This is a genomic window from Marinimicrobium sp. (genome assembly GCF_002695945.1).
GTDB lineage: Bacteria > Pseudomonadota > Gammaproteobacteria > Pseudomonadales > Cellvibrionaceae > Marinimicrobium > Marinimicrobium koreense.
In genome coordinates, this window is record NZ_NZQP01000051.1 from 12,859 (window position 1) to 36,400 (window position 23,542).

A 23,542-nucleotide genomic window follows, 5' to 3' on the forward strand; every position below is an offset into this window, starting at 1 on the left:
CCCCACATCTAAAGAGCCCACCCCCGCGTATCCGTTCGGCTACAGGGTTCAACAGATCTTTTCCAGGGTTTCACTGAATGCTCCGGTGCCGGCAAACCAGGTTCCGGGACAGACTACGTTTCAGAGTTCAGATACCTTCGCGACGCGCGATTCAGGAGTAGAGGGAGCACACGCATGACCAAGCGAATGACCATAATGCTGGTGGCCGTTGCCGTTGTTTTCGGCGGCATTTTCGGTTTCAAGGCGTTCATGAATACCATGATTGGTAACTTCATCGATAACATGCCGGAGCAGCCTGCCAGCATCACCGCAACGGAGGCAAGCCAGCAGCGCTGGGCTCAGGAGACCACCGCCGTGGGCAGTTTCCGCGCCGTCAATGGCGCCCAGNTGACCACCGAGGCGAGCGGCATTGTCACNGAAATTCATTTTGAAAACGGCGATCGTGTGACNNAAGGGCAGCGTCTGGTGTCNCTGGACATCGAGGCGGACGAAGCCGATCTGCGCAGCCTNAANGCCGCCGAAAAGCTCGCCTCCATGGAGCTGGAGCGNTACCAGCGGTTGTTCAATGAAGGCAACAGCTCCAAGTCCGANCTGCAGCGTCGTGAAAGTGAAGCCGCGCAGGCCACCGCCGCNGTCAAGGCGCAAGANGCCCGCATTCGNCAGAAAACCATTCGCGCGCCGTTCGATGGCGTCTCCGGTATCCGTCAGGTCAACATCGGTCAGTACGTGTCACCCGGNAGTCCGGTGGTGGCGGTACAGGCGCTGGATCCGATTTACCTGAACTTCGATCTGCCCGAGCGTCAGTTGGCGTCCGTGACCGAAGGGATGCCGGTCAGGGTNCGCGTGGATGCCTATGGNGAGGCAATGTTCGAGGGCGAAGTGACGGCCATTGAGCCGGGTGTGAATGANTCCACCCGCACCTTTACCGTGCAGGCCACTCTGGAGAACCCGGACCAACAGTTGCGCCCGGGCATGTTCGGGCGGGTAACCCTGACGNTGGGTGAACCGCAGGATCTGNTTGTGGTGCCACAAACNGCCATCCAGTTTGATCCCTACGGCAATTCCGTTTTTGTACTGAATGAAAACGAAGAGGACGAGCTGCGCGTAACCCGTCGGTTTGTTCGTACCGGCNATCGGCGAGGGGACCTGATTGCGGTCCTGGATGGNCTGGANGAGGGCGAGCGCATTGCCACTTCCGGCCTGCTCAAGCTGCGCAACAACGGACTGGTGGAAGTCAATGACGACCCCAGTGTTCAGCCGACCAGTGAGCTGGAACCGACGCCGGCGAACCAGTAGCGCCTGAGGCCTTAAGGAGAACAATTTATGCGGTTTACTGACGTCTTTATCCGTAAGCCAGTNNTGGCGACGGTGGTCAGCCTGTTTATTCTGCTGCTGGGCGCGCGCGCGGGCATGGACATGAACGTGCGCCAATTCCCCGAAATCCAGAANGCCGTGGTGACGGTGAGCACCGCCTATATTGGTGCCGATGCCGATCTGATNCAGGGGTTCATNACCAANCCCATGGAGCGGGAAGTGGCCGCCGCGGAAGGCATTGACTACGTGCAGTCCACCTCCAGTGCGGGCATGAGTACCGTGCAGGCNTACCTGCGNCTGGACTATGACCCCAATGAGGCGCTGACCCAGATTGCCGCCCAGGTCAACGCNCTGCGTTCCGACCTNCCGGAAGAAGCGGAAGATCCCGTGGTCAACCTGGCGGTGGGGCAGANCACGGCNGCCATGTATCTGTCGTTTTACAGTGANCTNCTCAANAACAACCAGATCACCGACTATCTGGTCCGGGTCGTGGAGCCGCAACTGNCCACCATTCCCGGGGTCCAGCGGGCCCAGATTCTCGGGGCCAGNACCTTTGCCATGCGCATCTGGNTGGANCCGGAGCGGATGGCNTCNNTGGGCGTGACCGGNTCCGATGTCATGGGCGCNCTGCGGTCCAATAACGTCCTGGCGGCGCTGGGGCGCACNAAAGGCCAAATGGTGGCCATTGATCTGAACGCCGGTACNGACCTGCGNANTGCCGATGAGTTTGAGGANCTGGTGGTNCGCNCGGAANACGGTGCNCTGGTGCGNTTNCGGGATGTGGCCGAGGTNGAGCTNGGGGCGGAGAACTACGATACCTCCGTGACCTTCAACGGCCTGGCCGCGACCTTNATGGGNATTGAAATNTCCCCGGATGCCAACGCCCTGGATGTGATNGCCGAGGTGCGCGAGGTCTGGAACCGGGACATTATCCCGGAGCTGCCCGAGGGGCTGGAAGCGGATATCCCCTACGACTCCACCGAGTACATTGAAAGCGCCATTGACGAGGTGGTGCTGACCATCATCCTCGCCCTGATCNTCGTGATTCTGGTGATTTATGCCTTCCTCGGGTCGGTGCGCAGCGTGATCGTACCCGCCGTGGCGGTTCCGCTGTCGCTGGTGGGTACCTTCTTTCTGATGTGGATCTTCGGTTTTTCCATCAACCTGCTGACCCTGTTGGCCATGGTCCTGGCCATCGGAATTGTGGTGGACGATGCCATCATCATGCTGGAAAACATTCAGCGGCATGTGGAAGAAGGCATGTCCCGCCTGGAGGCGTCACTGCTCGGGGCCCGACAGCTGGCCTGGCCGATTATTGCCATGTCCACCACACTGGTGGCGGTATTCATTCCGCTGGGCTTTATCGGCGGTCTGACCGGGGTACTGTTTGTCGAATTCGCCTTTACCCTGGCGGCCACGGTGGTGCTGTCCGGTGTGGTCGCACTGACGCTGTCGCCCATGATGTGTTCGCGCATNNTGCGCTCGCGCAGCCACGGTGGCCCCCGGCCCAAGTTTGAAGTCTGGCTGGACGATCATTTCGACCGGCTGCGTCAGGGCTACCAGCGCTGGTTGCACGGTACGCTCAATACCACGCCGGTAGTGCTGGTGTTTGCGCTGATTATTCTGGTGTCCTGTTACTTTCTGTTTGTCTCCAGTAATACCGAACTGGAGCCACCGGAGGACCAGGGTTTTGTGTTCACCATCGCTACGGGTGACGCCTATGGCACCCTGGATTACACCGAGCGCAATACCGAATACATGAACCAGCTGCGTGAGCAGATTCCGGAACTGGAGAAAATGTTCATCATTAACGGGATGAACGGCTCCAACACCGCCGGTGCCGGTATGGTGTTGGCACCCTGGGACCGACGCGAGCGCACCACCCAAGAAATTCTCGAGAATGAAATCCAGCCGTTCATGTCCAAGATCCCGGGGCTGGATGTGTTTGCCATTGTCCCGCCGTCGCTGCCGTCTCCGGGTGGCGGTGGTGCGCCGATCGAGTTTGTCATTGGCACCACTCAGCCCTATGCGGTGCTGGATGAAGTGGCGGATGAGGTGCTCTCTCAAGCCCGGGAGAGTGGACGCTTTATTTTCGTCGACAGCGATCTGCGCATCGATCGCCCCCGGCAAACCGTGCAGATCGATCGGGAAAAAGCCGCTCTGATGGGCGTCAGTATGCAACAGGCGGCGGCCGATCTGGGCAGCATGACCGGGGGTGGCTACGCCGGGCGCTTCTCGTTGGAAAACCGCTCTTACCGGGTGATTCCTCAGGTTGAGCGCACCGAGCGCTTGAATCCGGAGCAGTTGGAGGACTATTACACCCGTAACATGAGCGGTGAGCTGGTGCCCATGTCGTCACTGGTCACGCTGGAAGAGTCTGTTCAGCCCCGTTCGCTGACCGGCTTCCAGCAGTTGAACTCCGTCACCATCTCCGGCGTTCCGCGCCCCGGTGTGCCCCTCGGGCAGGCCCTTGCCACGCTGGATGAGATTGCCGCAGAGGTACTNCCGGCGGGCTTCAGTGTCGANTACTCCGGNCAGTCCCGGCAGTTGAAGAACGAGGGGCAGCAGTTGGTGATGACGTTCTTCTTTGCCCTGCTGGTGATTTTCCTGGTGTTGGCGGCCCAGTTCGAGTCGTTCCGCAACAGTGTCATCATCATGGTGACGGTGCCGATGAGTATTTGTGGTGCGCTGATCTTCATCAGCCTGGGACTGACCAGCATCAACATCTACACCCAGGTGGGTTTGCTGGCGCTGATCGGGCTGATTGCCAAGCACGGTATTCTGATCGTGGAGTTCGCNAACAAGCTGCAGGAAGAAGGGCGCAGCAAACGCGAGGCCATTGAAGAGGCCACCGCCATTCGTCTTCGCCCGATTCTGATGACCACGGCCGCAACCGTGTTGGGCATGGTGCCGCTGTTGATCGCCACCGGTGCCGGCTCGGCCTCCCGCTACGCCATGGGGCTGGTGATTGCCAGCGGTATGACTATCGGTACGCTGTTCACCTTGTTTGTGGTGCCGGCGGTCTACCTGTGGCTGGCCCGGGATTATCACTCGAAGGACGCCAAATCCGCCTGATAGGGTGGTCGGCAACCGGTTCAGGGGGCGATGCCCCTAGAACCGGTGGCCGCCTCTCACGATTACGCAAAATACCCCTGTAAAAACCATCCCGGACGGTTCGGTTCCCGAAACGCCCAGCACCATTGCCCCTGGGCATTGCGCACAATGTAATAGTCCCGGACCTGGGGCTCACCGTCCCACCATCCGGTGGTAATCCGCTCGGGCCCCTCGATGATTTCAAGGGGCTGCGAGTACACCTTTGGATCCGCTAACAGAAAAGCCGGGCGCAAGGCCGGAGGCGCGGGTTGAGCTGCGTCGTCGGTGCGTCGGGCGGAGGGGGTCTTCGACGACCCAAGGGGACAGGACTCGATATTGGCGCGCAGCGGCCTGAAATCTTCCGCCACCGTCAGGCTCCGGACCCGGTCGGCTCCCAGCCTTGCCTGAAGCAGGGCCACCAGTTGAGGGGGCGTCATCGCCGCGCCGTGCCGCTCATCGAGCAGGTCTTCGGATTGGGCTGGGCGGGGCAGCAGCGTGCGAGCGGTCAGGGTCAAACCACAGACGGGAGCTTCCAGAGGGTGGCGCTCCAGGGTCAGTTGGACCAGGGGTTGCCAGCGCTCTGCCCGGGATTCGCCCCGGGCGGCACCGATGGTCAGCGACAGTGGATCCTGGTTGCGCAGCTGCAGCGCCAGTTCAATTCGCTCGACCACCCGGTCCCGGTGATGGAGGAAGGCTTCCAGCTCGTCGAGCAGCCGCTCAACCCAAGGAGCCAACTGGTCGCTGGATTCCAGTTCGCTGGGAAGCTCCCGGTGCTGACGGAAGTAGTCCGGCGGCTGATAAAAGGGCAGGGGGTGCGGCAAGTGGCCGACGAGTCGATTCACATACTCGGCCAGTGGTCGGTCAAAGCGACGGGACAGATCCTTGGGGGGAATGGCCAACAAGCCATCCAGGGTTTTGATACCGAGCCGTTGTAGATGGGTCTGAGTCTGTTCTGGCAGTCCGGTAGCGCTGAGCGGGCAGCGCCGGATGGCCTGCCGGAGCCTGTCCGGGCATGGGTCCAGCGGCACTTCCGGTGAATGAGCCAACAGCTTGGCGGCCAGCGGGGTAAAACCGGAAGCCACCTGCATCGACAGCTTTCGGCAGCTCAAAAAATGCTTTATTTTTTTGCAATAGTTGTCGAATCCATTATGGTATTTAACCATCCTTGAGGCCCCAAGCCAGATCCCACAGGGAGGGTCCAGCGATATGTCCCCCGAGATATCGTATAGCCCGTGAGCCAGCTCCTCCAGACGGCGGATTTCAAGGACGCTCTGGTACGGCAGTAATTGTACGTCCCGGCAGAGCGCTGCGGCGGTTGCCAGGCCCATTCCCAGGGTAATGCCTTCCCGGGAAGCCGGTTCATTCATCTGCACCACCCGAGTGTCCCGCTCATCCACAACCGCCACCGGGCCAGGATCGTCCGGCGCCTGGGTATCCAGTTGCAGTCGAGGCAGCCAGAGGTAGAGCCAGAGCATTTCAGATAGCCCCGGCACCGGGTTGGACTTGGGGGTTTGAGGGTGCCCGACCCGAATGAACCTGGGGGCGGGTCAGCTCTGGCCAGTGTTCTGTCATGATGACTGTGAAGGGAGCCAGTGGCCGCCCTTGCCGGCGGCGACGCACCTCGACCCGGACACCCTGCGCCGCCGGACTCAGCACCAAGTGCAAGTCGATGGGTAACTGGGGCAAGTCCAACGCCGGGGGCGCAAACAGAAACAGGGTCGACTGGCCAGCACGGGCGGCCAGTTGCAGCCGGCGGGCCTGGATGGTCTGCAATCGCTGCGTCAGCCACAGACAACTGCTGTCACAACTGCCACTTTTCAGGCTCTGCTCGGTTGCCCAGAGCGCAGCTTGTGTGCTGTCGGGGTGCAGAACCAGCAGCTTCTCCTGTGCCACACCACCACCGAGCCAGGCTTCCACCCCGATCCGGTAAGGCGGGGTAATCAGTACCGTCAGTCGGGATTGTTGCTCCATGGACGGCCACAGGAGTCGCAGTTCACCAATGCCTGGGGGCGTTTGAATCATGACTACCCCGGCACCGGGCAGCCCGCCCAGTCGGGCATCCAGCTCTGGCCAACCGCTGGCCCGCGCTTCCAGCGGGCGGGCGGCGTCGCGTCCGCGCCAGACCAGGCGTCGTTGCTTGAGTTGCTCCAGATCGGGATTCAAGGATACCTCACAGATAAAAATATACTGTATATAAAAACAGTATAGGCTCGGCAGGGCCGAACTGTAAACCATCGGGGCGGCTGAGAATCCACTATGAGTCTGTTAGGATGCGGCTTTCTGAACAGCACACCAAACCAATTACAGGAGCCTCGTTGAATGAAGCCGTTACTGGGTCACTTATTGTGGATCTCATCGCTACTGATGCCAGCCGCTGCATTGGCCGTCGCGACTCCCGGTGATCCAGCGCCGGCATTCCGTGCTAACGATGCCGCCGGCCAGTCCCATACGCTCACCGACTATATCGGCAATTGGATTGTGCTGGAGTGGTTTCATCCGGGGTGTGGAGCGGTTGAAAACCATTATGACAGTGGCAACTTGCCCCGTTTGCAGGAGCGCTACCGAGAGCAGGGGGTCAAATGGCTCACCATCATCTCCTCGGCGCCAGGGCCAGACAATGTGATTGAAGCCGAAGAAGCGTTGGCACTGGAGGATACCCACGACTTGCGATCCAGTGCGCCGGTGCTGTTGGATGACACCAGTGTGGTCGCGAGGGCCTATGGTGTGAGTAAAGCACCACAGATTTATATCATTGATCCACATGGCACCCTGGTATATAGCGGTGCTCCGGATGACAGCGATGGCGCAAGCCCGGAAGCCATTGAAGCCGCCACGAGTCATATTGAGGCCGCTCTGGAAGCCGGTCTGGCAGGGGAAGCGGTTGAAACGCCCCGTACAGAGGCCTATGGTTGCGAGCTGGATCTGGACATTTGATGCCAATAAAGCCCGCCCGTGGGGTCAGAGTGCCATTTCGGTTATAATGGTCGGCCGAACATTCAAGTCAACGAGGAGCTTCTATGAAAATTGTACGTGTGCAAGACATTATCGGTAGTGAACGCGAAGTCAGCGCACAGCAGTGGACCAGCCGTCGTCTGTTGTTGAAAAAGGACGGAATGGGTTTCTCCTTTCATGAAACCATCATCAAGGCAGGCTCCGAGCACACGTTCTGGTACAAGCACCATCTGGAAGCGGTTTACTGTGTGGCCGGCAATGGCTCCATTACTGATCTGGCCACGGGCGAAACCCATGAAATCACCGATGGCACCCTGTACGCGCTGGATAAGCACGACAAGCACATCCTGCGTGGTGGCACTGAAGATATGCGCCTGATCTGCACCTTCAACCCGCCGGTCACCGGTCGTGAAGTGCACGACGAAGACGGCGCCTACCTGCCCGATACCAGCGAAGACTGAAATATTGTCCGGGGTGGGCACGGCCCGCCCCGACTCCTCTCCGGCCGTTCCCGCGCCGGTACCCCGTCAATCCGGTGTTACTCTGAGTACTTTCCCCTCCGGACTGTCCGTCAAAAGATACACGGCCCCGTCCGGGCCGACCCGAACGTCCCGAATGCGTGCTTTCAGCTCGCCAAACAGCGGCGCCTGTTCCGTGATCACTCCATCGGTGAACGTCAGACGGTGCACTTGCCGTGACGCCAGGCCACCCACCAGTAAGCTGCCCTCCCACTCGGGAAATAAGGTGCCGGTATAACGCGTCAAGCCCGAAGGCGCGATGGATGGCGTCCAGTGCCAGAGCGGCGGGCGTATGCCGGGCCACTGTTTGTAGGGTGAGACCCGCGCTCCGGTGTAATCCAGCCCATGGGTCACCGCCGGCCAGCCGTAGTTTCCCCCGGGCGCCAATATATTGAGTTCATCGCCACCTTTGGGGCCGTGCTCATGGCTGAACAGCGTGCCGGAGGTGGCATCAAAGAACAGCCCCTGCACATTGCGGTGCCCCAGGGTGTAGAGCTCCGGGGCGGCCCCTGTCTGACTCCGAAACGGGTTGTCGGCCGGCACCGAACCGTCGGGGTTGAGCCGCACGGTACCGCCCAGGTGATTGCTCACATTTTGCGCCTGTTCGCGATAGTCAAAGCCGTCACCCAGGGTCATAACCAGGGTGCCATCGTCCAGCCAGGCCAGGCGGCCACCGAAGTGGGCGGATGCGGTTTTGGCGGGCCGGGTCCGGAAAATTTCCTCGANNTCNCGCAGNGCNGAATCCTGCCACCGGGCACGGGCCAGGCAGGTATGGTTGGCNNTGTNNNTGCCGCAGGCNTAGCTCANATANAGNCGGCGACTGCGNTCGAANTCATTNGCCAGNAGNACGTNAAACAATCCGGATTGACCCTGGGCATAGACCTCGGGAACGCCNGAAATNGGGGCGTGCANATGACCCTGAGNGTCGATATGGCGCANTCGCNCCGGGCGCTCAGTCACCAGCAGCCCNCCTTCCGGGAGAAACGCCACGGACCAGGGATGTTCGAGGCCCTCGGCAACCGTTTCNATNCGGTANTNTGCCGANTCACTGGNTGAGGNGGGNTCGGNAAGNANNCCGANCGNACCGACAAGCACAAGGACTGCNGATGNGGCCAGGGGNGNTCGTACCGGNCGGGTCGANCGGTNGGGGCNCCAGCGGGCAAACAGCCAGCCGGCCAGTGCGGCGCAGGCCAGCAAAGCGAGAGTACCCGAAGCAGACCGGGTGGCCGCAATCAATGTCGGCATGGGCGCAAGNGCATCGACCAGTTTCAGGGTGACCGCCAGTCCCAGAGCCGCGCCCAGAGCACAAAGCAGGGGGTGCCAGAGGGGNGAAAGCCAGCGATTGATCAGTAGGGCGANGGGTTGTGANACCAGAAAACTGCCGCCAAACAGTGCGGCGAATACCGGACCAAAGAACAGCAGATCCTGNGCGCTGGTCACCAGGCGCACATCCAGCGGAACGGGAAAGCCCATGGATTGAATGGCCAGCAGATTGANTTGCGTTTGAANCAGACTGCCCAGCAGTGTNCCCACNAGCAGGGCCGCGATAAACGCGAGCAGCCATCTGGACCAGGAAGGGAGTGATGTTGGCATGGTCACCTCTGTGCAATGAAGCCGAGAGTGTACCATTCAGGNGTTCTGCTTTTTATCCTCCAGCGCCANCTCATAAANCCGCTCGTACTCGGCGGCGCTTCTGTCCCAGGAGTANTCGCCACTCATGGCATTGCGCTGNCGTTGTTGCCAGGCCTCGGGGTCCTGANANAGNGCGAGNGCACGCTTGAGCGCAACGCGCANGGCGTCGACAGTCGCGGGCNCGAANCAGAAGCCATTGNCCGTNAGCGGGTCGTCNCCATCAATCACGGTATCTTTCAGTCCNCCCACGGCGTGCACCAGGGGCAGGGTGCCATACCGCAGGCTGTACATCTGGTTNAGCCCGCAGGGTTCAAACAGGGAGGGCATCAGAAACACATCGACACCGGCTTCAATNCGGTGCGCCAGGGTTTCGTTGTAACCGAGNGTGACCGACAGCTGTTCGGGGTAATCTTTNGCNANCGCGGCAAANGCCTGCTCATAGGCTTTGACGCCCGAGCCCANCAGGGCNATCTGCACATCGCCCCGGGCCAACAGCTCCGGCAGGGTTGCCAGCAGCAGGTCCAGTCCTTTCTGTTCCACCAGGCGTCCAATAAAGCCCAGCAGNAANGTATCCGGCTTGTCNGCCAACCCCANCTCGGNNCACAAGGCCTTTTTATTNTCGGCCTTTNGGGCCAGTCNCCGTCGNTCGTAAGGCGCGGNGAGANNNGCNTCCCGGGCGGGGTTCCACTCCTGGGTATCGATGCCATTGATAATNCCNCTCAAAACTTCCNGCCGGGCTCGCAAGAGGCCGTCGAGGCCGCAGCCCAGCTCGGGNGTCTGGATCTCCTGAGCATAGCTGGGACTGACGGTGGTCAGCCGNTGGGCGAANACCANCCCGGCCTTGATAAACGACAGTTGTCCGTAAAATTCCAGAAAGTCCGGTTGCCANANCCAGGGNTCCAACCCAAGCNGGTGCATTGNCTGGTAATCAAACAACCCGTGATANGCGAGGTTGTGAATGGTGAANACCGTGGCGGGCGCNGACGCNTCCCGCGCCAGCAGCTGGCAGACCATCCCGCCCTGCCAGTCATTGGCGTGCACCAGATCGGCCTTCCAGTTGATCCCGGCCCGGCCCATGGCCAGTTCGGNGGCAGCNCGGCAGAGGGTATAAAAGCGCTGGTCATTGTCCGGCCANTCGACGCCCTCCGGCGTCACATAGGGNTTACCCTCNCGCTCNGAAAAGGCCGGAATATCCACCANCCANACCGTTACCCGGGTGCCNGGCAGACGNGTCTGCCAGAGTTTCACCGGGGTTCCGTCAAGNTCGATCTGTCCGCGNGAGNTGAGNGGTGGCGCCTTGTCGTNCGAGCGCAANCNGGCGAGNACAGATTGATACGCGGGTANNACCAGGCGCAGCGANTGNCCCCGTTTNATCAGNGCGCGNGGCAGGGCNCCGGCNACGTCGGCAAGCCCGCCGGTTTTGATCAGGGGGAAGGCCTCGCTGGCCAGAAACAGAATATTCATGTCCGGTCGATATCGAGAATGATGGCGCCCAGCGGCGGCAGGGTCAGTTCAATGGAGTAGGGNCGNTTCATCCACGGGCGATCTTCGGTTTCCAGCGGCAGAGGGTTACCGACATTGCTCCCGCCGTAGTAGGTGGAGTCCGAATTGAANACTTCCCGGTANCGNCCCGCGCTGGGNACGCCGAGGCGATAGCCNTCCCGNGGCGTCGGCGTGAAATTCAGGATGACCACGAGAAAGCCATCGTCGCTCGCCCGNAGGTAACTGATGACNGACTGGGGACTGTCGTGACAATCNATCCACTCGAANCCGTCGCTGCGGAAGCTGCGCTGGTGCAACTCGGTGCGGGTTTTATAAAGNTGGTTCAGATCGGACAGGGCCGTTTTTACGCCCTGNTGGGGTTCAAGGTCCAGTAACAACCAGTCCAGCTCACCGTGNTGGGCCCACTCTTTCCANTGNCCNAACTCGCAACCCATGAACAGCAGTTTGGTGCCCGGGTAGGTCCATTGATAGGCGTAGAGCAGACGCAGGTTNGCAAAGCGCTGCCAGTCATCGCCGGGCATTTTGGTNAGCATNCTGCCTTTGCCATGGACCACTTCGTCATGGGANAACGGCAGCATGAAATTTTCGGTNAACGCGTAAATCAGCCCGAAGGTCANTTGGTCNTGATGGTAGTGACGATAGATCGGATCACGGCTCATGTAGAGNAGGGTGTCGTGCATCCAGCCCATGTTCCACTTCATGGAAAAACCCAGTCCNCCCACCCAGGTNGGGCGTGTGACCTGAGGCCAGGCCGTGGACTCCTCCGCCAGAACCAAGGCGCCGGGGTGCTCACCATGACAGAGCTCATTGAGCTGGCGGAGAAAATCAATGGCNTCAAGATTCTCATTACCACCATAGCGGTTGGGCAGCCAGTCACCCTCTTCCCGGGAGTAGTCCAGATAGAGCATGGACGCCACCGCATCGACNCGCAGACCGTCGATATGAAATTCTTTCAGCCAGTAAAGCGCATTGGCCANCAGAAAGTTGCGCACTTCGTTGCGGCCGTAGTTGTAAATCAGCGTGCCCCAGTCCCGGTGCTCGCCTTTNCGNGGGTCTTCATGTTCATACAATGCGGTGCCATCGTAGCGGGCCAGGGCGTGNTCATCTTTCGGAAAATGGGCGGGCACCCAGTCCAACAGAACCCCGATNCCGGACTGGTGNAGGTGATCGACAAAGTACCGGAAATCATCCGGCGAACCAAACCGGCTGGTCGGGGCAAAGTAGCCGGTGGTCTGGTAGCCCCAGGAATCNTCCAGNGGGTGCTCGGTAATGGGCAAGAAGCTCGACGTGAGTAAANCCTAAAGGCTNGACGTAATCCACNAACTGGTGCGCCAGAGTCCGGTAATTGATGAANCCACCGTTTTCCGTTCGGCGCCAGGAACTCAGATGCACTTCGTACACCGACAGTGGGGCGTTTTGCCAATCCCATTGGCGTCGCTGCGTCAGCCATTTCTGATCCTGCCACTGATACTCTGAGNGAGCNGTTACCAGAGCGGCGGTTTTGGGACGAACCTCAAACGCCTGACCGTAGGGATCCGTCTTCATCTGNATGTGACCGGAGTGCCGGTTGCGGATTGAATACTTGTAGAGGNTGCTGGGCTCCAGCCCGGGAATGAACAGCTCCCAAACACCGCTGCCTCCGCGCACCCGCATGGGATGAAGCCGGTCATCCCAATGGTTGAAATCNCCCACAACNCTGACCCGCTCNGCCGCCGGCGCCCAGGTGGCGAATAACACGCCGGCCACGCCGTCGACGGTGCGCGGGTGNGCNCCCAGAACCTCGTACACCTGCCAGTGCCGTCCTTCGCCAAACAGGTGCAGATCCATATCGCCCACTTGTGGCGCGAAGGTGTAAGGGTAGTGCGCGGTATGGGTGCAGTTNTGGTGGTCCTGCCATTCGACTTCCGGGTGTTCGGGTANCTGNGTTGCCTTCCCTTGCCACGACCAGAAGTCTGACTCNGNNTCTTTGGTTAAAGTCAGNTTGCCTTTAACNCCGTTGAGANAAGCCTGGCTTGCCTGGGGTAAAAACGCGCGAAACANAAGGGTATCCGGCTTTCCCGGTACCGGGTGTCGACCCAGTACCTGAAAGGGATCGTGGTGTCGTGCCTGAGCCAGGCGTTGGCTGGCTTCCTTCAGAGCAGTCGCTGGCATGGGAGAGGACTCACAGCATGTATGTCGTTAAAGCGTAATAGGGATGGCGTTATATTACCAGTGGTTTGTGACCTTTCTGTTGGGTTGCTTTTGCCGCCACAATTCGCGGAACAAATTGATCTTGAACAAGCAGACCCGCTCGTTTTGAGACTACACTTAGTAAGCAACTTGAACGGTAACTTCGAGGGGCCAATGGATTGCCTGAACAGTTTGGTGGCGATGGGAATCCTTGGCACTGTTATTGCTGACTATGATAATGCGGGCACTTTATTCGTTGANCGAATAANAGGCGCTCCGCTCGCTTTGGGGATTCATTATGCTTACGTCGACATCGGGCCGTTTTGTCAGCCGTCTTACNCGGGAAACCCTGGCCATCGTTCTGGCCGGCGGGAGNGGCTCCCGACTTCATGAGTTGACCAACTGGCGCGCCAAGCCGGCGGTCCACTATGGCGGTAAGTTCCGCATCATTGATTTCCCNTTGTCGAACTGCGTGAATTCGGGCATCCGTCGAATCAGTGTGTTGACCCAATACAAATCCCANTCNCTCGANCGGCACATACANCGTGGCTGGGGGTTCCTTGGTGGCGAACTCGGNGAGTTTGTTGAGCTGCTGCCCGCGCAGCAGCGCATGGGGGAAANCTGGTATGCCGGNACGGCCGACGCCGTGTGGCAGAACCTGGATATTATCCGGCGTCATAACCCCGCCTATGTATTGATTCTGGCGGGNGACCACGTNTACAAGATGGANTACGGCACNATGNTGGCNGCCCATGTGGAGCGCGAGGCGGACATTACGGTNGGCTGNATNGANGTGCCGNTNGAGCAGGCCAGCGCNTTTGGCGTGATGAACATCGACACCGACAACCGGATCACCAAATTTCAGGAAAAACCCCGNNACCCNGANCCCATGCCNGGCTCTGANGATCAGGCCCTGGCNTCNATGGGNATNTANGTTTTCAACACCGAGGTGNTGTTNCGGGAGCTTCTCAATGATCAGAACCTGCCCGGNTCCTCCCATGACTTCGGCAANGACATTATNCCTTCNTTAATGAAAAGCCACCGGGTCATGGCNTTTCCATTCCGCGACCCNATTACCGGCGGCAAGGNCTANTGGCGGGATGNGGGCACCATCGACTCACTCTGGGAAGCCAACCTGGAGCTGACCGGCATTACGCCGGAACTGGATCTCTACGACTCGGAATGGCCCATCTGGACCTATCAGGANCAGGTGCCNCCGGCCAAGTTCGTCTTTGANGACGNAGNGCGCCGCGGCAACGCTGTNGACTCCATGATTGCCGGTGGCTGNATNGTGTCCGGCGCCCAGGTGCACCATTCNNTGCTGTTTCCCCGGGTGCGGGTTCANTCCTANTCNGAGATTACNGACTCGGTGCTGTTCCCCCGGGTNGATGTCGGCCGGAANTGCCGAATCAGGCGAGCGCTGATTGANCGGGGCTGNCAGATTCCNCCNGGAACGGTGATCGGTTTCGACCCGGAAGAGGANAAAAAGCGCTTCCATGTGTCGAGCAAAGGNGTTGTGCTGGTCACTCCGGAAATGCTTGATGAGGCATACCCCCATGTGTTCTGACAGTGTCAANCCCCGGGTGAAAGTNGTGTTCTGCTGGCATATGCANCAGCCGGATTACCGGGACCGGTTGACCGGGGAATACTATTTTCCCTGGACCTATCTGCATGCNCTGAAAGATTACACCGACATGCTCGTGCATCTGGAGGACAATCCCAAAGCGCGGGCCGTGGTGAATTTTGCGCCCATNCTNCTNGAGCAGCTNGACGATTANCAGGCNCAAGTGGACGACTATCTGGANAGNGGGNCCAGCATCCGTGACCCCATGCTNGCGGCACTGNTTCAGAAGCANTTGCCGGAGCCGGGTAGTGAGGACTATGAGACGCTGGCACAGAACTGTTTGCGAGCACACCGGGACCGGATGATCGAGCGTTTTCCGGCCTANAAATTTCTGGTCCAGATTCTGGANCAGACCACCGACAGTCCGCAGCGCCAGTGTTATCTCAATCCCCAGTTCCTGATTGACTTGGTGGTCTGGTACCACCTTGCCTGGTTGGGNGAAAATCACCGNCGGGATGACCCGNGGGTTCAGACNCTGCAGACCAAAGGCGGCGGNTTCAGCGATCAGGATCGTCGAACNCTGTTGTTGGTGATTGCCGAACANTTACGGGCCATCAAACCCCGTTATCGGGCTCTGCGGGACGAAGGGCGNATTGAGNTGGCCATGAGCCCCTACGCTCACCCCATATTACCGCTGCTTCTGGATTTCAACAGCGCNCGGGAAGCCATGCCCGATGTGGTCCTGCCCGAGTCGGCCGNTTACCCCGGCGGAGAGGAGCGGGCNCACTGGCACCTNAAACAGGGGCTNGAGGTGTTCGAGGGTTACTTCGGATCACGCCCGAAGGGCTGTTGGGCATCGGAAGGGGCGCTCAGCGGGGAAACCCTCAAGCTGCTNACCGANGAAGGGTTNACCTGGACCGCCACGGGNGACTCCGTGTTGCACAACAGTCTGAAAAAAACCGCNAANGCCAAACAGGCNCCCAAGCACCTGCACCGCGCTTACACNTTCGACCAGCAACCGATCCGNTGTTTTTTCCGNGATGACGGCCTGTCCGATCTGATCGGCTTTCAATACTCCGACTGGCACGCCGAGGATGCNGTNGGCGANCTGATCAANCACCTGGTGCGCATCGCGGATGAAAGCGATAACCCGGATGCCTGTGTNATTTCCATCATCATGGATGGTGAAAACGCCTGGGAGTACTACCCGGAAAACGCCTGGTACTTTCTCGAAGCCCTCTACCGACGCATCAGCAGTCATCCACGGTTGGAGATGACNACTTACGAGTCGGCGCTGGAGGATACGAAACTGGACNCGGTGGCGCTCGATCATCTGGTCGCGGGAAGCTGGGTCTANGGCACCTTTTCCACCTGGATTGGCGACCGGGACAAAAACCGCGCCTGGGATATGCTTTGTGAAGCCAAAGCCGTTTACGACACGCATTGCGAAGGGCTCCCCGAGCCTGAACAGAAAGCNGCGCAGTTACAATTGGCNCAATGNGAAGGGTCCGACTGGTTCTGGTGGTTTGGTGATTACAANCCGTCCGAGAGTGTGCAGGACTTTGACTANCTTTACCGNCGNCATTTGACCAATCTNTACCGGTTGCTCAAACAGCCACCACCGGATTATTTACAAAGCGCCTTCAGNCACGGCGGTGGCGCNCCGGCCGCCGGCGGNGTNATGCGGCGCGGCCATGCGGAGGGCAGTACCTGATGGCCNTGCGCGATNTGCCNCACCCNTTNTTACAGCACCGCAGGGCCGGGGTACTGCTGCACCCCACATCATTACCCGGCCCGGGAGAGCAGGGCACCTTGGGCGCCGACGCTTTCCGGTTTGTGGACTTTCTNTCCGAGTGTGGGTTTACCGTCTGGCAGATGTTGCCGGTAGGCCCCACCCACGCCAATCGTTCTCCTTATCAGACCCTGTCGATTCACGCGGGCAATCCGGCCCTTATTGANCTGGATGATCTGGTCAGTAGCGGTTGGCTGACGTCGGAACAACGACAGGCGCTTACCGGAGAGCAGGCGCGACGACAGGCGGCCGATACGTTCTTTGCGCAGTATGATCAGCATCCGGANCAGGCCGAAGCCTACGAGCGTTTCTGTCACGACCAGCGCCAATGGCTGGATGATTATGCGCTGTTCATGGCGTTGCGCGATTGCTACCCGGGCGATGACTGGACGAAGTGGCCGGATGATATTCGCCTGCGCCGGGCACAGGGCATGGCGCGCATGCGTCGGGAGCTCAGTCAGAGCATTGAAGCGCGTCGGTTTGAGCAGTTTGTTTTTGACTGGCAGTGGCAAGCGCTGCGTCAGTACGCACGGGAGCGAGAGGTTGCACTGTTCGGTGATATGCCGATTTTTGTGGCTCATGANAGCGCCGATGTCTGGGCCAACCAGGACCTGTTCAAGNTGGACGCNGACGGNCAGCCCCTGAGTGTNGCCGGGGTGCCNCCGGACTANTTTTCCGAAGACGGACANCACTGGGGCAATCCACATTACAACTGGGANGAAATGCAGGCCAACGGCTTTCGCTGGTGGCGCGAGCGACTGAACACGCAACTGCGNTGGTTCGATCTGATTCGNNTGGATCANTTTCGGGGGCTGGAAGCCTTCTGGGAAATTCCGGCGGCAACTCCNCAGCCACGACTGGGACGATGGGTCGAGGCGCCGGGNCGGGCNCTGCTCAACAGNCTGTTCCGGGANCACAAGAACCTGCCCCTGGTGGCCGAAAACCTCGGCTTTATAACCCGAGCGGTNGAGNCCTTGCGCGAAGAGTTTCGCCTTCCCGGCATGGTGGTANTGCAGTTTGCNTTCGANGGCAATGCCGANAACCCTCATCTGCCNCATGCNTACGACCCTCACTCGGTCGTGTACACCGGAACTCACGACAACGACACCAGCCTNGGCTGGTATCAGCAGCAGCCTGAATCGGTTCGCACNCGCCTGATCGAGTACTGCCATCAAAGTCAGGAGCCCATGCCCCAACTGTTGGTGCAACTGGCACTATCTTCGGTGGCACGANTGGCCATCATTCCCTTTCAGGATTTACTCGGCCTCGGCTCCGAGCAGCGGATGAACCGNCCGGGTACCGAGGACGGCAATTGGCGCTGGCGTTTTGTCTGGCCCCAGGTGCCGCCGAGCCTNAANGAGTCGATCCATCANTGGTTNACGCTTTACGGGCGGCAACCCAATTTACCCTTGCAACCATCAAGATCATGAGGTAANCCATGGAGCATCGATGCAGTCGACGAGTCNCACTCAATATCAACACNCTGATCTACAAGCACGGTGTNCCGGTNGCGATGGGGCGAATCAAAAACGGTAGTAGTCACGGTCTCTANCTGGAAACCGACTACCAGGANGTGCGTGAGNTGCANAAACTGGAGCTGGAAGTACTNCTGGGGGATCGCGTCAAGGGCAATCGGCGCTGTTGCGTAGCCGCTCTGGTGGTGCGTAAATCCNNNACGGGCGTGGGCCTGGAAATGGAGATGCTNGAAGAGCATGGNGCCAANCCCCTGCNNGAGTTTATCGAGCAACGNCAGCNNGACCCTCACCGCATGAATCGGGACCTTTTGGCCAATACGGCCGCGCGCGCCGCGCAACTGGCCCCCGATGAATCATCCCTGGTACGTCGTCCAGTTCGCCACTCCTGATAGCGAGCCATTGACCGGCTGCGGATAGATAAGTTGGGGGCCTGAAAGGCCCCTGCGTGATCTAGTCCTCTGTCTCGGAGTTCTCTGTCTCGGCAGCCTCGGAGGAGGCCCACCCCGCATCCGGCGCGAAACGCTGGCCATGCAACTGCGCGAGCTGTTGCAACCGCTGCTGAATGTCGGCAAAGCCGCGTTCATGGGCGTACTTCATGGGGCCGCCGCGGAAGGGAGCAAAACCGGTACCAAAAATCATCGCACCGTCGAGCAGCTCCTCATTGTCGATGACGCCTTCGCGCAAGCAGGCCATGCAGGCATTGAGCATCGGCAGAATCAATCGGTCCAGAGTCTCTTCCGGTGCCCGGGGTGGGCTGTTGCGTTTTTTGGGCTTGCCTTTGTCCCAGACGTAGAGACCCTCACCGGTTTTTTTGCCGAGTTTTCCCTGATCCACTTTATCCTTGAACCACTGGGGCGTTTCCGGCAGCTCGTTATCCAGCCGTTCACGTAACATCTCCGCCACACCGAGGCAGATATCCAACCCCACCTGATCGGCCAACTCAATGGGCCCCATGGGCATACCGAAATCCAGCGCTACCTGATCGATACTTTCCGGGCTGTGGCCTTCATCCAGCATGACGATGGCTTCGATCAGGTAAGGGGTCAGCGCCCGATTGACCAGAAACCCGGGGGCACTGGATACGGGGGTGGGTAGCCGACTGATCTGACCGACAAACTTTTTCGCGCGCTCGAAGGTTTCGTTGTTCATCTTCGAGTGCTGTACCACTTCGACCAGCAGCATTTGCGCGACCGGATTAAAGAAGTGTACGCCCACCATCCGCTCCGGATGTTTCAATCCGTCCTGGAGTTGTTCCAGCGGAATACTGGACGTGTTGGTGGCCAAAATGGCACCGTCTTTCAGTTTCGGCTCCACCTCGGCGAACACCTTGTGCTTTATTTCCAGCTTTTCCGGAACGGCCTCCAGTACAAGATCGGCCTGGGCAATACCGTCGTGATGAAAATCGGGAATCAGCCGGTCCAGAACGGCCCGAGTGTCCGCACTGGAGAAGCGCTTCTTGCGGCACAGGGCTGCTGTTTTGCCAATCGCTTTGGCAATCATTTCCGGTTGGGTATCAAACAGCGTGACCCTAAGCCCCTGAATGGCACACCAGCCGGCGATGTCGGCGCCCATGGCACCGGCGCCAATAACGTGCACTTGTCGAATGGGTGCCACCTGCGGATCAACGGATGTAAGTGCCTTCATCTGTTCGCGCAGGAAAAAGACCCGCACCAGATTGCGCGAGGTGTCGCTGGTCAGCAGTTTGGCAAAGGAGTCCACTTCGTGGCGTAAAAGGTCGGTTCCGTTGCGGCCGTATTTTTCCCACAGGTCCACCAGGGCGTAGGGGGCGGGGTAATGTTCCGGCGGCGCTTTTTTCGCAGCCTGGGCACGCATTTTTTTGCCGACAAACCGACGCAGGGGATCAATCCGGAACAGCCTGGCCTGCCAGGTGTTTTTGCGTTTTTTAACCTTCCCGGACATGACGGCGCTGATTGCATTGGCCACGTGCCGTTCCTGTACCACCAGATCGACCAGGCCCTGCGCTTTGGCTTTGCGGTCACGGGTATTCTTNCCGGTCANCATCATGGTCATGGCGGCCACCGGGTGAATCAGATCCACCAGNCGGCCGGTNCCNCCCANGCCCGGATGCAGGCCCAGNAGCACTTCNGGTGTGCCCATGGATGCGCCGGCCACCGCTATGCGGTAGTCGCAACACAGAGCCAGCTCAAGACCACCGCCAAGCGCTGCGCCGTGAATNACCGCCACCGTCGGGTAGGGCAGGTCGACCAGTCGCTTGACCAGCCCGTGAGCGCGGGTCAGCTTTTCGCTCACTTCCTGCTCGCTGTGCAGATGCCGAAACTCCTTGATATCAGCTCCCACGCAGAAGCTTCCCGGCTTGCCNGAGCGCAGNACCAGGCCCNTGGGCGGATTGTCCTGCAGGGCATCCAGCACCTGNCCCAGCTCCTCCAGNACATCGGCTGAAAGAACGTTGACGCTGGAGTCGGCTTTGTTCAGCAACAGCCAGGCAACATCCTGTTCATCCCGGCCGAGTTGCCAGTGCTGCCAGGGACCGGGGTTATCCCTGGACGGTTCGTGGCCAAAGGGCCCCAGCTCCAGGGCGCGCGCTTGCAGGGCAGAATAGACGGGACCAGTCATNGCGCTCTCCTTAAACTCGTTCGATCATCATGGCGCCGGCCTGGCCGCCACCGATGCATTGGGTGGCGATGCCACGTTTGAGACCTTTGCGCTCAAGGGCGTTGAGCAGGTGCAACACGATGCGGTTACCGCTGGTGCCCACCGGATGCCCGAGGGCNACCGCGCCGCCATCAATGTTGAGCTTGTCCCGGTCAATGCGACCGAAACAGTGCTCCAGCTTNAGCGCTTCGCGGCAGAAAGTTTCATCTTCCAGCGCCGCNAGNCAGGCGAGCACTTGCGCGGCAAANGCTTCGTTNAGCTCCCACAGGTCGATGTCGTCGAGCCGGTACTGGTGACGTGACAACAACTGCGCAATACTCATCGCCGGGCCCAGACCCATGATTTCGGGGTCNAGGGCAGACCAGCAGCTATCGGTAATCACCGCTCGNGGCGTCAGGTTGTGTTTTTTTACCGCTTCTTCCGAAGCCAGAATCATCCAGGACGCACCGTCAGTGATCTGGGAGCTNTTGCCCGCGGTCACGATGCCGTAGGGGCGTTCGAACACCGGTCGAAGTTTGGCCAGATGCTCGACCGAACTATCCGGCCTAACACCGTCGTCTTCTTTGTAAATACGNCCGTCGGCGGAAATCGCCGGGACCACTTCGTTGTCCAGCCAGCCTTCCCGTTGGGCCCGGGCCAGACGCAGGTGACTGCTTACCGCGTATTCATCGGCNTGGGCTCGGGTAATGCCGAACAGTTGGGCAATGACTTCCGCCGTCTGCCCCATATTGAGNTCGACAATGGGATCGGTGAGNCCACGCTCNAGCCCGATCACGGGTTTGAACAGGGAAGGGCGGAACCGTCCCAGCGCNTTCAGTTTGGCCATGGGGCTTTTGGCGAGCTGNANGTCNGCCAGCCAGTTCACCGCTTTCTGTTGCAACAGCAGCGGGGAGTGGCTCAGTGCTTCAGCACCACCCGCCAATATAAGGTCCGCACTACCACCCTGGATGGTGCGGTATGCGGTATCGATGGACTGCATGCCCGACCCGCAATTGATCTGTACCGTAAAGGCCGGCATGGCCTCGCCCATGCCNAGGCGCAGCGCCGCCACGCGCGCCGGATTCATCTCCTCGGAAATCACATTCACGCAACCGAGAATCACCTGGTCAAACTCGGTGGGGGCCATCGGTTGGCGCAACAGCAGCGGTCGTCCGGCCTGAACGGCCAAATCGACCGGCGTGAAGGGACCCGGCCGGCCTCGCGCTTTCAGAAAGGGCGTTCGGGCGCCATCAACCAGGTAGACCGGGCGCCTCACAGACGGTGAGTTCGAATCATTCGCCATGGTGGCTCCTTTTAAAGTCACGGCATTCGATAAGTTCAGCCTCAAGCATAAGGCTTTAGGGCACCGAGCGCCAACTTTGGCGAGCCCGCCTGATTTCGGTTCTGCCACGAGCGGTTTACTCTTGCGACAAACCGAAAATCAAACTAATCTAGGCGATCAAGCTCGCTGTGTCTGACGGANTAGCGGGTGTTGTNAAAACAACAGAGTGAACCGGGACGATGGGGCATATAACCAGCAGCGAAGCATCGCTCATAGAGGCCTTTGATCATTATTTTCGGGTGTTCCTGACCGGTCGTGACCCAGAAGCATCCGCAGCGCTGGCAACGGATGGGATTACCGGTTTCGGCACAGGTCGAGATGAACGGGTTTATGGGTNGGATTCGGCGCTGCACCTGTACCAACGGGAAGTGGAATCGGTCCCCGATCCCATTCACTTTACCGTGCACCGACGCAAGGCCATCCTGCTGGATGATCAATACGGGCTGGTCATGGGCGAGATGGACTGGCACACCGAAATACGGCAACGCAAAGTCACCTTCTTCGGGGTTCGGGTATCGCTGATCATGGCTCGCGATGGCGGCCACTGGAAGGTGGTTCATAAACACNTGTCCCAACCGTCCACCGCCCATGGGCCCGATGAAGGCTANCCGCTGAGNGAAATTGAAGCCGAGTCCATCGTCCTGGAGCGCATGGTTGAGCAGCGTACCCTGGAGCTTGAGCAGGCGCACCNGGAAATGCAGCGNCTGGCCGTTACCGANCCGCTGACGGGCCTGTTTAACCGGGTNAAGATTGACGATGTCCTCAATTTGGAGCTCAGCCGTCAGANTCGCCAACCGGATCCACTGTCGGTGATCATGTTGGATATTGATGATTTTAAGCCGATCAACGACCGGTACGGCCATCGCAAAGGCGATGAGGTTCTGGCTCAGTTCGCCACGATACTGACCTCCCGCAGCCGCAAAACCGACTGCCTCGGCCGCTGGGGTGGAGAAGAGTTTTTGATTGTCTGTCCCAACACNGAGTTGGCAGCCGCCGAGCGACTGGCCGAAGATCTCCGCCGANNAATTGCCTCCCACCCGTTTGATCTCGNCCAGCCATTGACGGCCAGCTTGGGCGTGGCCGAAAGCTGTTTTGGCGACACGCCCGAAACGCTGGTGGAGCGTGCCGATGTCGCGCTCTATTCGGCCAAACACCAGGGGCGCAACCGAGTGACCGGCGCGCCCCTTGCCTCAGGGTAGGGCATCCAGCTCGGCCCGAAGCGCCTCTCCTGTGGGCTTGAGTTGAGCCAGCCCTTTTGCCGTGCGACGTTCGCTGAGCCAATAGAGGATCGGAGCGGCAATAAAGATAGACGAGCCGGTTCCCACAACAATGCCAAACAGCATCGGCCAGGCGAAGCTCTGTACTGCGGCGCCACCCGCAATCGCCATTGGAACAATAGCCAACACGGTGGTGATTGAGGTCAATAAGGTGCGGCTCAGAGTCGCGGAAATACTGTCGTTAAACAGCGTCCACAACGAGGGTCCGACGGTATCCTGGAAAAATCCGCCAAATCAACCCTAAGTGTCTGAATTTAAAGGGAATATCCGGGGGTGTTCGTTATCTGGCATTAAGCAC

At 59.5% G+C, this 23,542-nt stretch carries 17 protein-coding genes; 8 read left to right on the forward strand and 9 right to left on the reverse strand.

Annotation, left to right across the window (positions count from 1 at the left end):
* The first annotated feature begins 282 nt into the window (after nucleotides 1-282).
* Nucleotides 283-1,296, forward strand: a complete 1,014-nt coding sequence (locus CMG77_RS11625) for an efflux RND transporter periplasmic adaptor subunit (RefSeq protein ID WP_502691882.1) — start codon at nucleotides 283-285, stop codon at nucleotides 1,294-1,296.
* A 27-nt stretch (nucleotides 1,297-1,323) separates the two neighbouring features.
* Nucleotides 1,324-4,389, forward strand: a complete 3,066-nt coding sequence (locus CMG77_RS11630) for an efflux RND transporter permease subunit (RefSeq protein WP_286904550.1) — start codon at nucleotides 1,324-1,326, stop codon at nucleotides 4,387-4,389.
* Between the two features lie 62 nt (nucleotides 4,390-4,451).
* Here the strand turns inward: CMG77_RS11630 and CMG77_RS11635 are convergent, their stop codons facing one another.
* Entirely contained in the window at nucleotides 4,452-5,882 is a 1,431-nt protein-coding gene (locus CMG77_RS11635) for a Y-family DNA polymerase (protein ID WP_286807189.1), read from the reverse strand.
* A 1-nt stretch (nucleotide 5,883) separates the two neighbouring features.
* Complete coding sequence (locus CMG77_RS11640) at nucleotides 5,884-6,570, reverse strand: SulA-like leucine-rich domain-containing protein (RefSeq protein WP_286807187.1); 687 nt, start codon at nucleotides 6,568-6,570, stop codon at nucleotides 5,884-5,886.
* A gap of 156 nt (nucleotides 6,571-6,726) precedes the next feature.
* On the opposite strand from CMG77_RS11640, the gene CMG77_RS11645 reads away from it, so the two are divergent.
* Nucleotides 6,727-7,341 (forward strand): redoxin domain-containing protein, encoded by a 615-nt coding sequence (locus tag CMG77_RS11645; RefSeq protein WP_286807186.1) that lies wholly within the window; start codon nucleotides 6,727-6,729, stop codon nucleotides 7,339-7,341.
* 83 nt (nucleotides 7,342-7,424) lie between these two features.
* Nucleotides 7,425-7,820 (forward strand): ectoine synthase, encoded by a 396-nt coding sequence (locus tag CMG77_RS11650; protein WP_024460201.1) that lies wholly within the window; start codon nucleotides 7,425-7,427, stop codon nucleotides 7,818-7,820.
* A 66-nt stretch (nucleotides 7,821-7,886) separates the two neighbouring features.
* Here the strand turns inward: CMG77_RS11650 and CMG77_RS11655 are convergent, their stop codons facing one another.
* The 4 genes from CMG77_RS11655 to CMG77_RS11670 form a co-directional block, all read right to left on the reverse strand.
* The gene (locus CMG77_RS11655; RefSeq protein WP_353743486.1) at nucleotides 7,887-9,506 is read right to left on the reverse strand and encodes a PQQ-dependent sugar dehydrogenase; all 1,620 of its coding nucleotides are present in this window, start codon (nucleotides 9,504-9,506) and stop codon (nucleotides 7,887-7,889) included.
* Complete coding sequence (gene glgA / locus CMG77_RS11660) at nucleotides 9,507-10,973, reverse strand: glycogen synthase GlgA (RefSeq protein ID WP_286904552.1); 1,467 nt, start codon at nucleotides 10,971-10,973, stop codon at nucleotides 9,507-9,509.
* Nucleotides 10,970-12,289, reverse strand: coding sequence for a 1,4-alpha-glucan branching enzyme (gene glgB / locus CMG77_RS11665; protein ID WP_286904554.1), 1,320 nt, complete (start codon nucleotides 12,287-12,289; stop codon nucleotides 10,970-10,972). Before glgB ends, glgA begins: the two co-directional genes overlap by 4 nt.
* Nucleotides 12,198-13,163 carry a GlgB N-terminal domain-containing protein gene (locus CMG77_RS11670; RefSeq protein ID WP_353743487.1) on the reverse strand — a complete coding sequence of 322 codons (966 nt, stop codon included), beginning with the start codon at nucleotides 13,161-13,163 and terminating at the stop codon, nucleotides 12,198-12,200. Before CMG77_RS11670 ends, glgB begins: the two co-directional genes overlap by 92 nt.
* 316 nt (nucleotides 13,164-13,479) lie before the next feature.
* Here CMG77_RS11670 and glgC point away from each other — a divergent pair, with 316 nt between their 5' ends.
* From glgC to malQ, 3 genes are all read left to right on the forward strand, one after another.
* On the forward strand, nucleotides 13,480-14,748 hold the full coding sequence (glgC, locus tag CMG77_RS11675) for a glucose-1-phosphate adenylyltransferase (RefSeq protein ID WP_286904558.1): 1,269 nt from the start codon (nucleotides 13,480-13,482) through the stop codon (nucleotides 14,746-14,748).
* On the forward strand, nucleotides 14,738-16,459 hold the full coding sequence (locus CMG77_RS11680) for a glycoside hydrolase family 57 protein (protein ID WP_286904559.1): 1,722 nt from the start codon (nucleotides 14,738-14,740) through the stop codon (nucleotides 16,457-16,459). The genes glgC and CMG77_RS11680 overlap by 11 nt, the downstream gene beginning before the upstream one ends.
* Nucleotides 16,459-17,967, forward strand: a complete 1,509-nt coding sequence (gene malQ, locus CMG77_RS11685; protein ID WP_286904560.1) for a 4-alpha-glucanotransferase — start codon at nucleotides 16,459-16,461, stop codon at nucleotides 17,965-17,967. The genes CMG77_RS11680 and malQ overlap by 1 nt, the downstream gene beginning before the upstream one ends.
* Nucleotides 17,968-18,462: 495 nt before the next feature.
* On the opposite strand, the gene CMG77_RS11690 is transcribed toward malQ, so the two are convergent.
* Nucleotides 18,463-20,607: a 3-hydroxyacyl-CoA dehydrogenase NAD-binding domain-containing protein gene (locus tag CMG77_RS11690; protein ID WP_286904562.1), complete on the reverse strand. Its 2,145-nt coding sequence runs from the start codon at nucleotides 20,605-20,607 to the stop codon at nucleotides 18,463-18,465.
* A gap of 10 nt (nucleotides 20,608-20,617) precedes the next feature.
* Nucleotides 20,618-21,928 (reverse strand): acetyl-CoA C-acetyltransferase, encoded by a 1,311-nt coding sequence (locus CMG77_RS11695; RefSeq protein WP_286904563.1) that lies wholly within the window; start codon nucleotides 21,926-21,928, stop codon nucleotides 20,618-20,620.
* 218 nt (nucleotides 21,929-22,146) lie between these two features.
* Here CMG77_RS11695 and CMG77_RS11700 point away from each other — a divergent pair, with 218 nt between their 5' ends.
* A complete protein-coding gene (locus CMG77_RS11700; RefSeq protein ID WP_286904564.1) occupies nucleotides 22,147-23,166 on the forward strand; it encodes a diguanylate cyclase in 1,020 nt (339 codons plus the stop codon).
* Here the strand turns inward: CMG77_RS11700 and CMG77_RS11705 are convergent.
* Nucleotides 23,158-23,442, reverse strand: coding sequence for a hypothetical protein (locus CMG77_RS11705; protein ID WP_286904566.1), 285 nt, complete (start codon nucleotides 23,440-23,442; stop codon nucleotides 23,158-23,160). The genes CMG77_RS11700 and CMG77_RS11705 overlap by 9 nt on opposite strands.
* Nucleotides 23,443-23,542 lie beyond the last annotated feature (100 nt).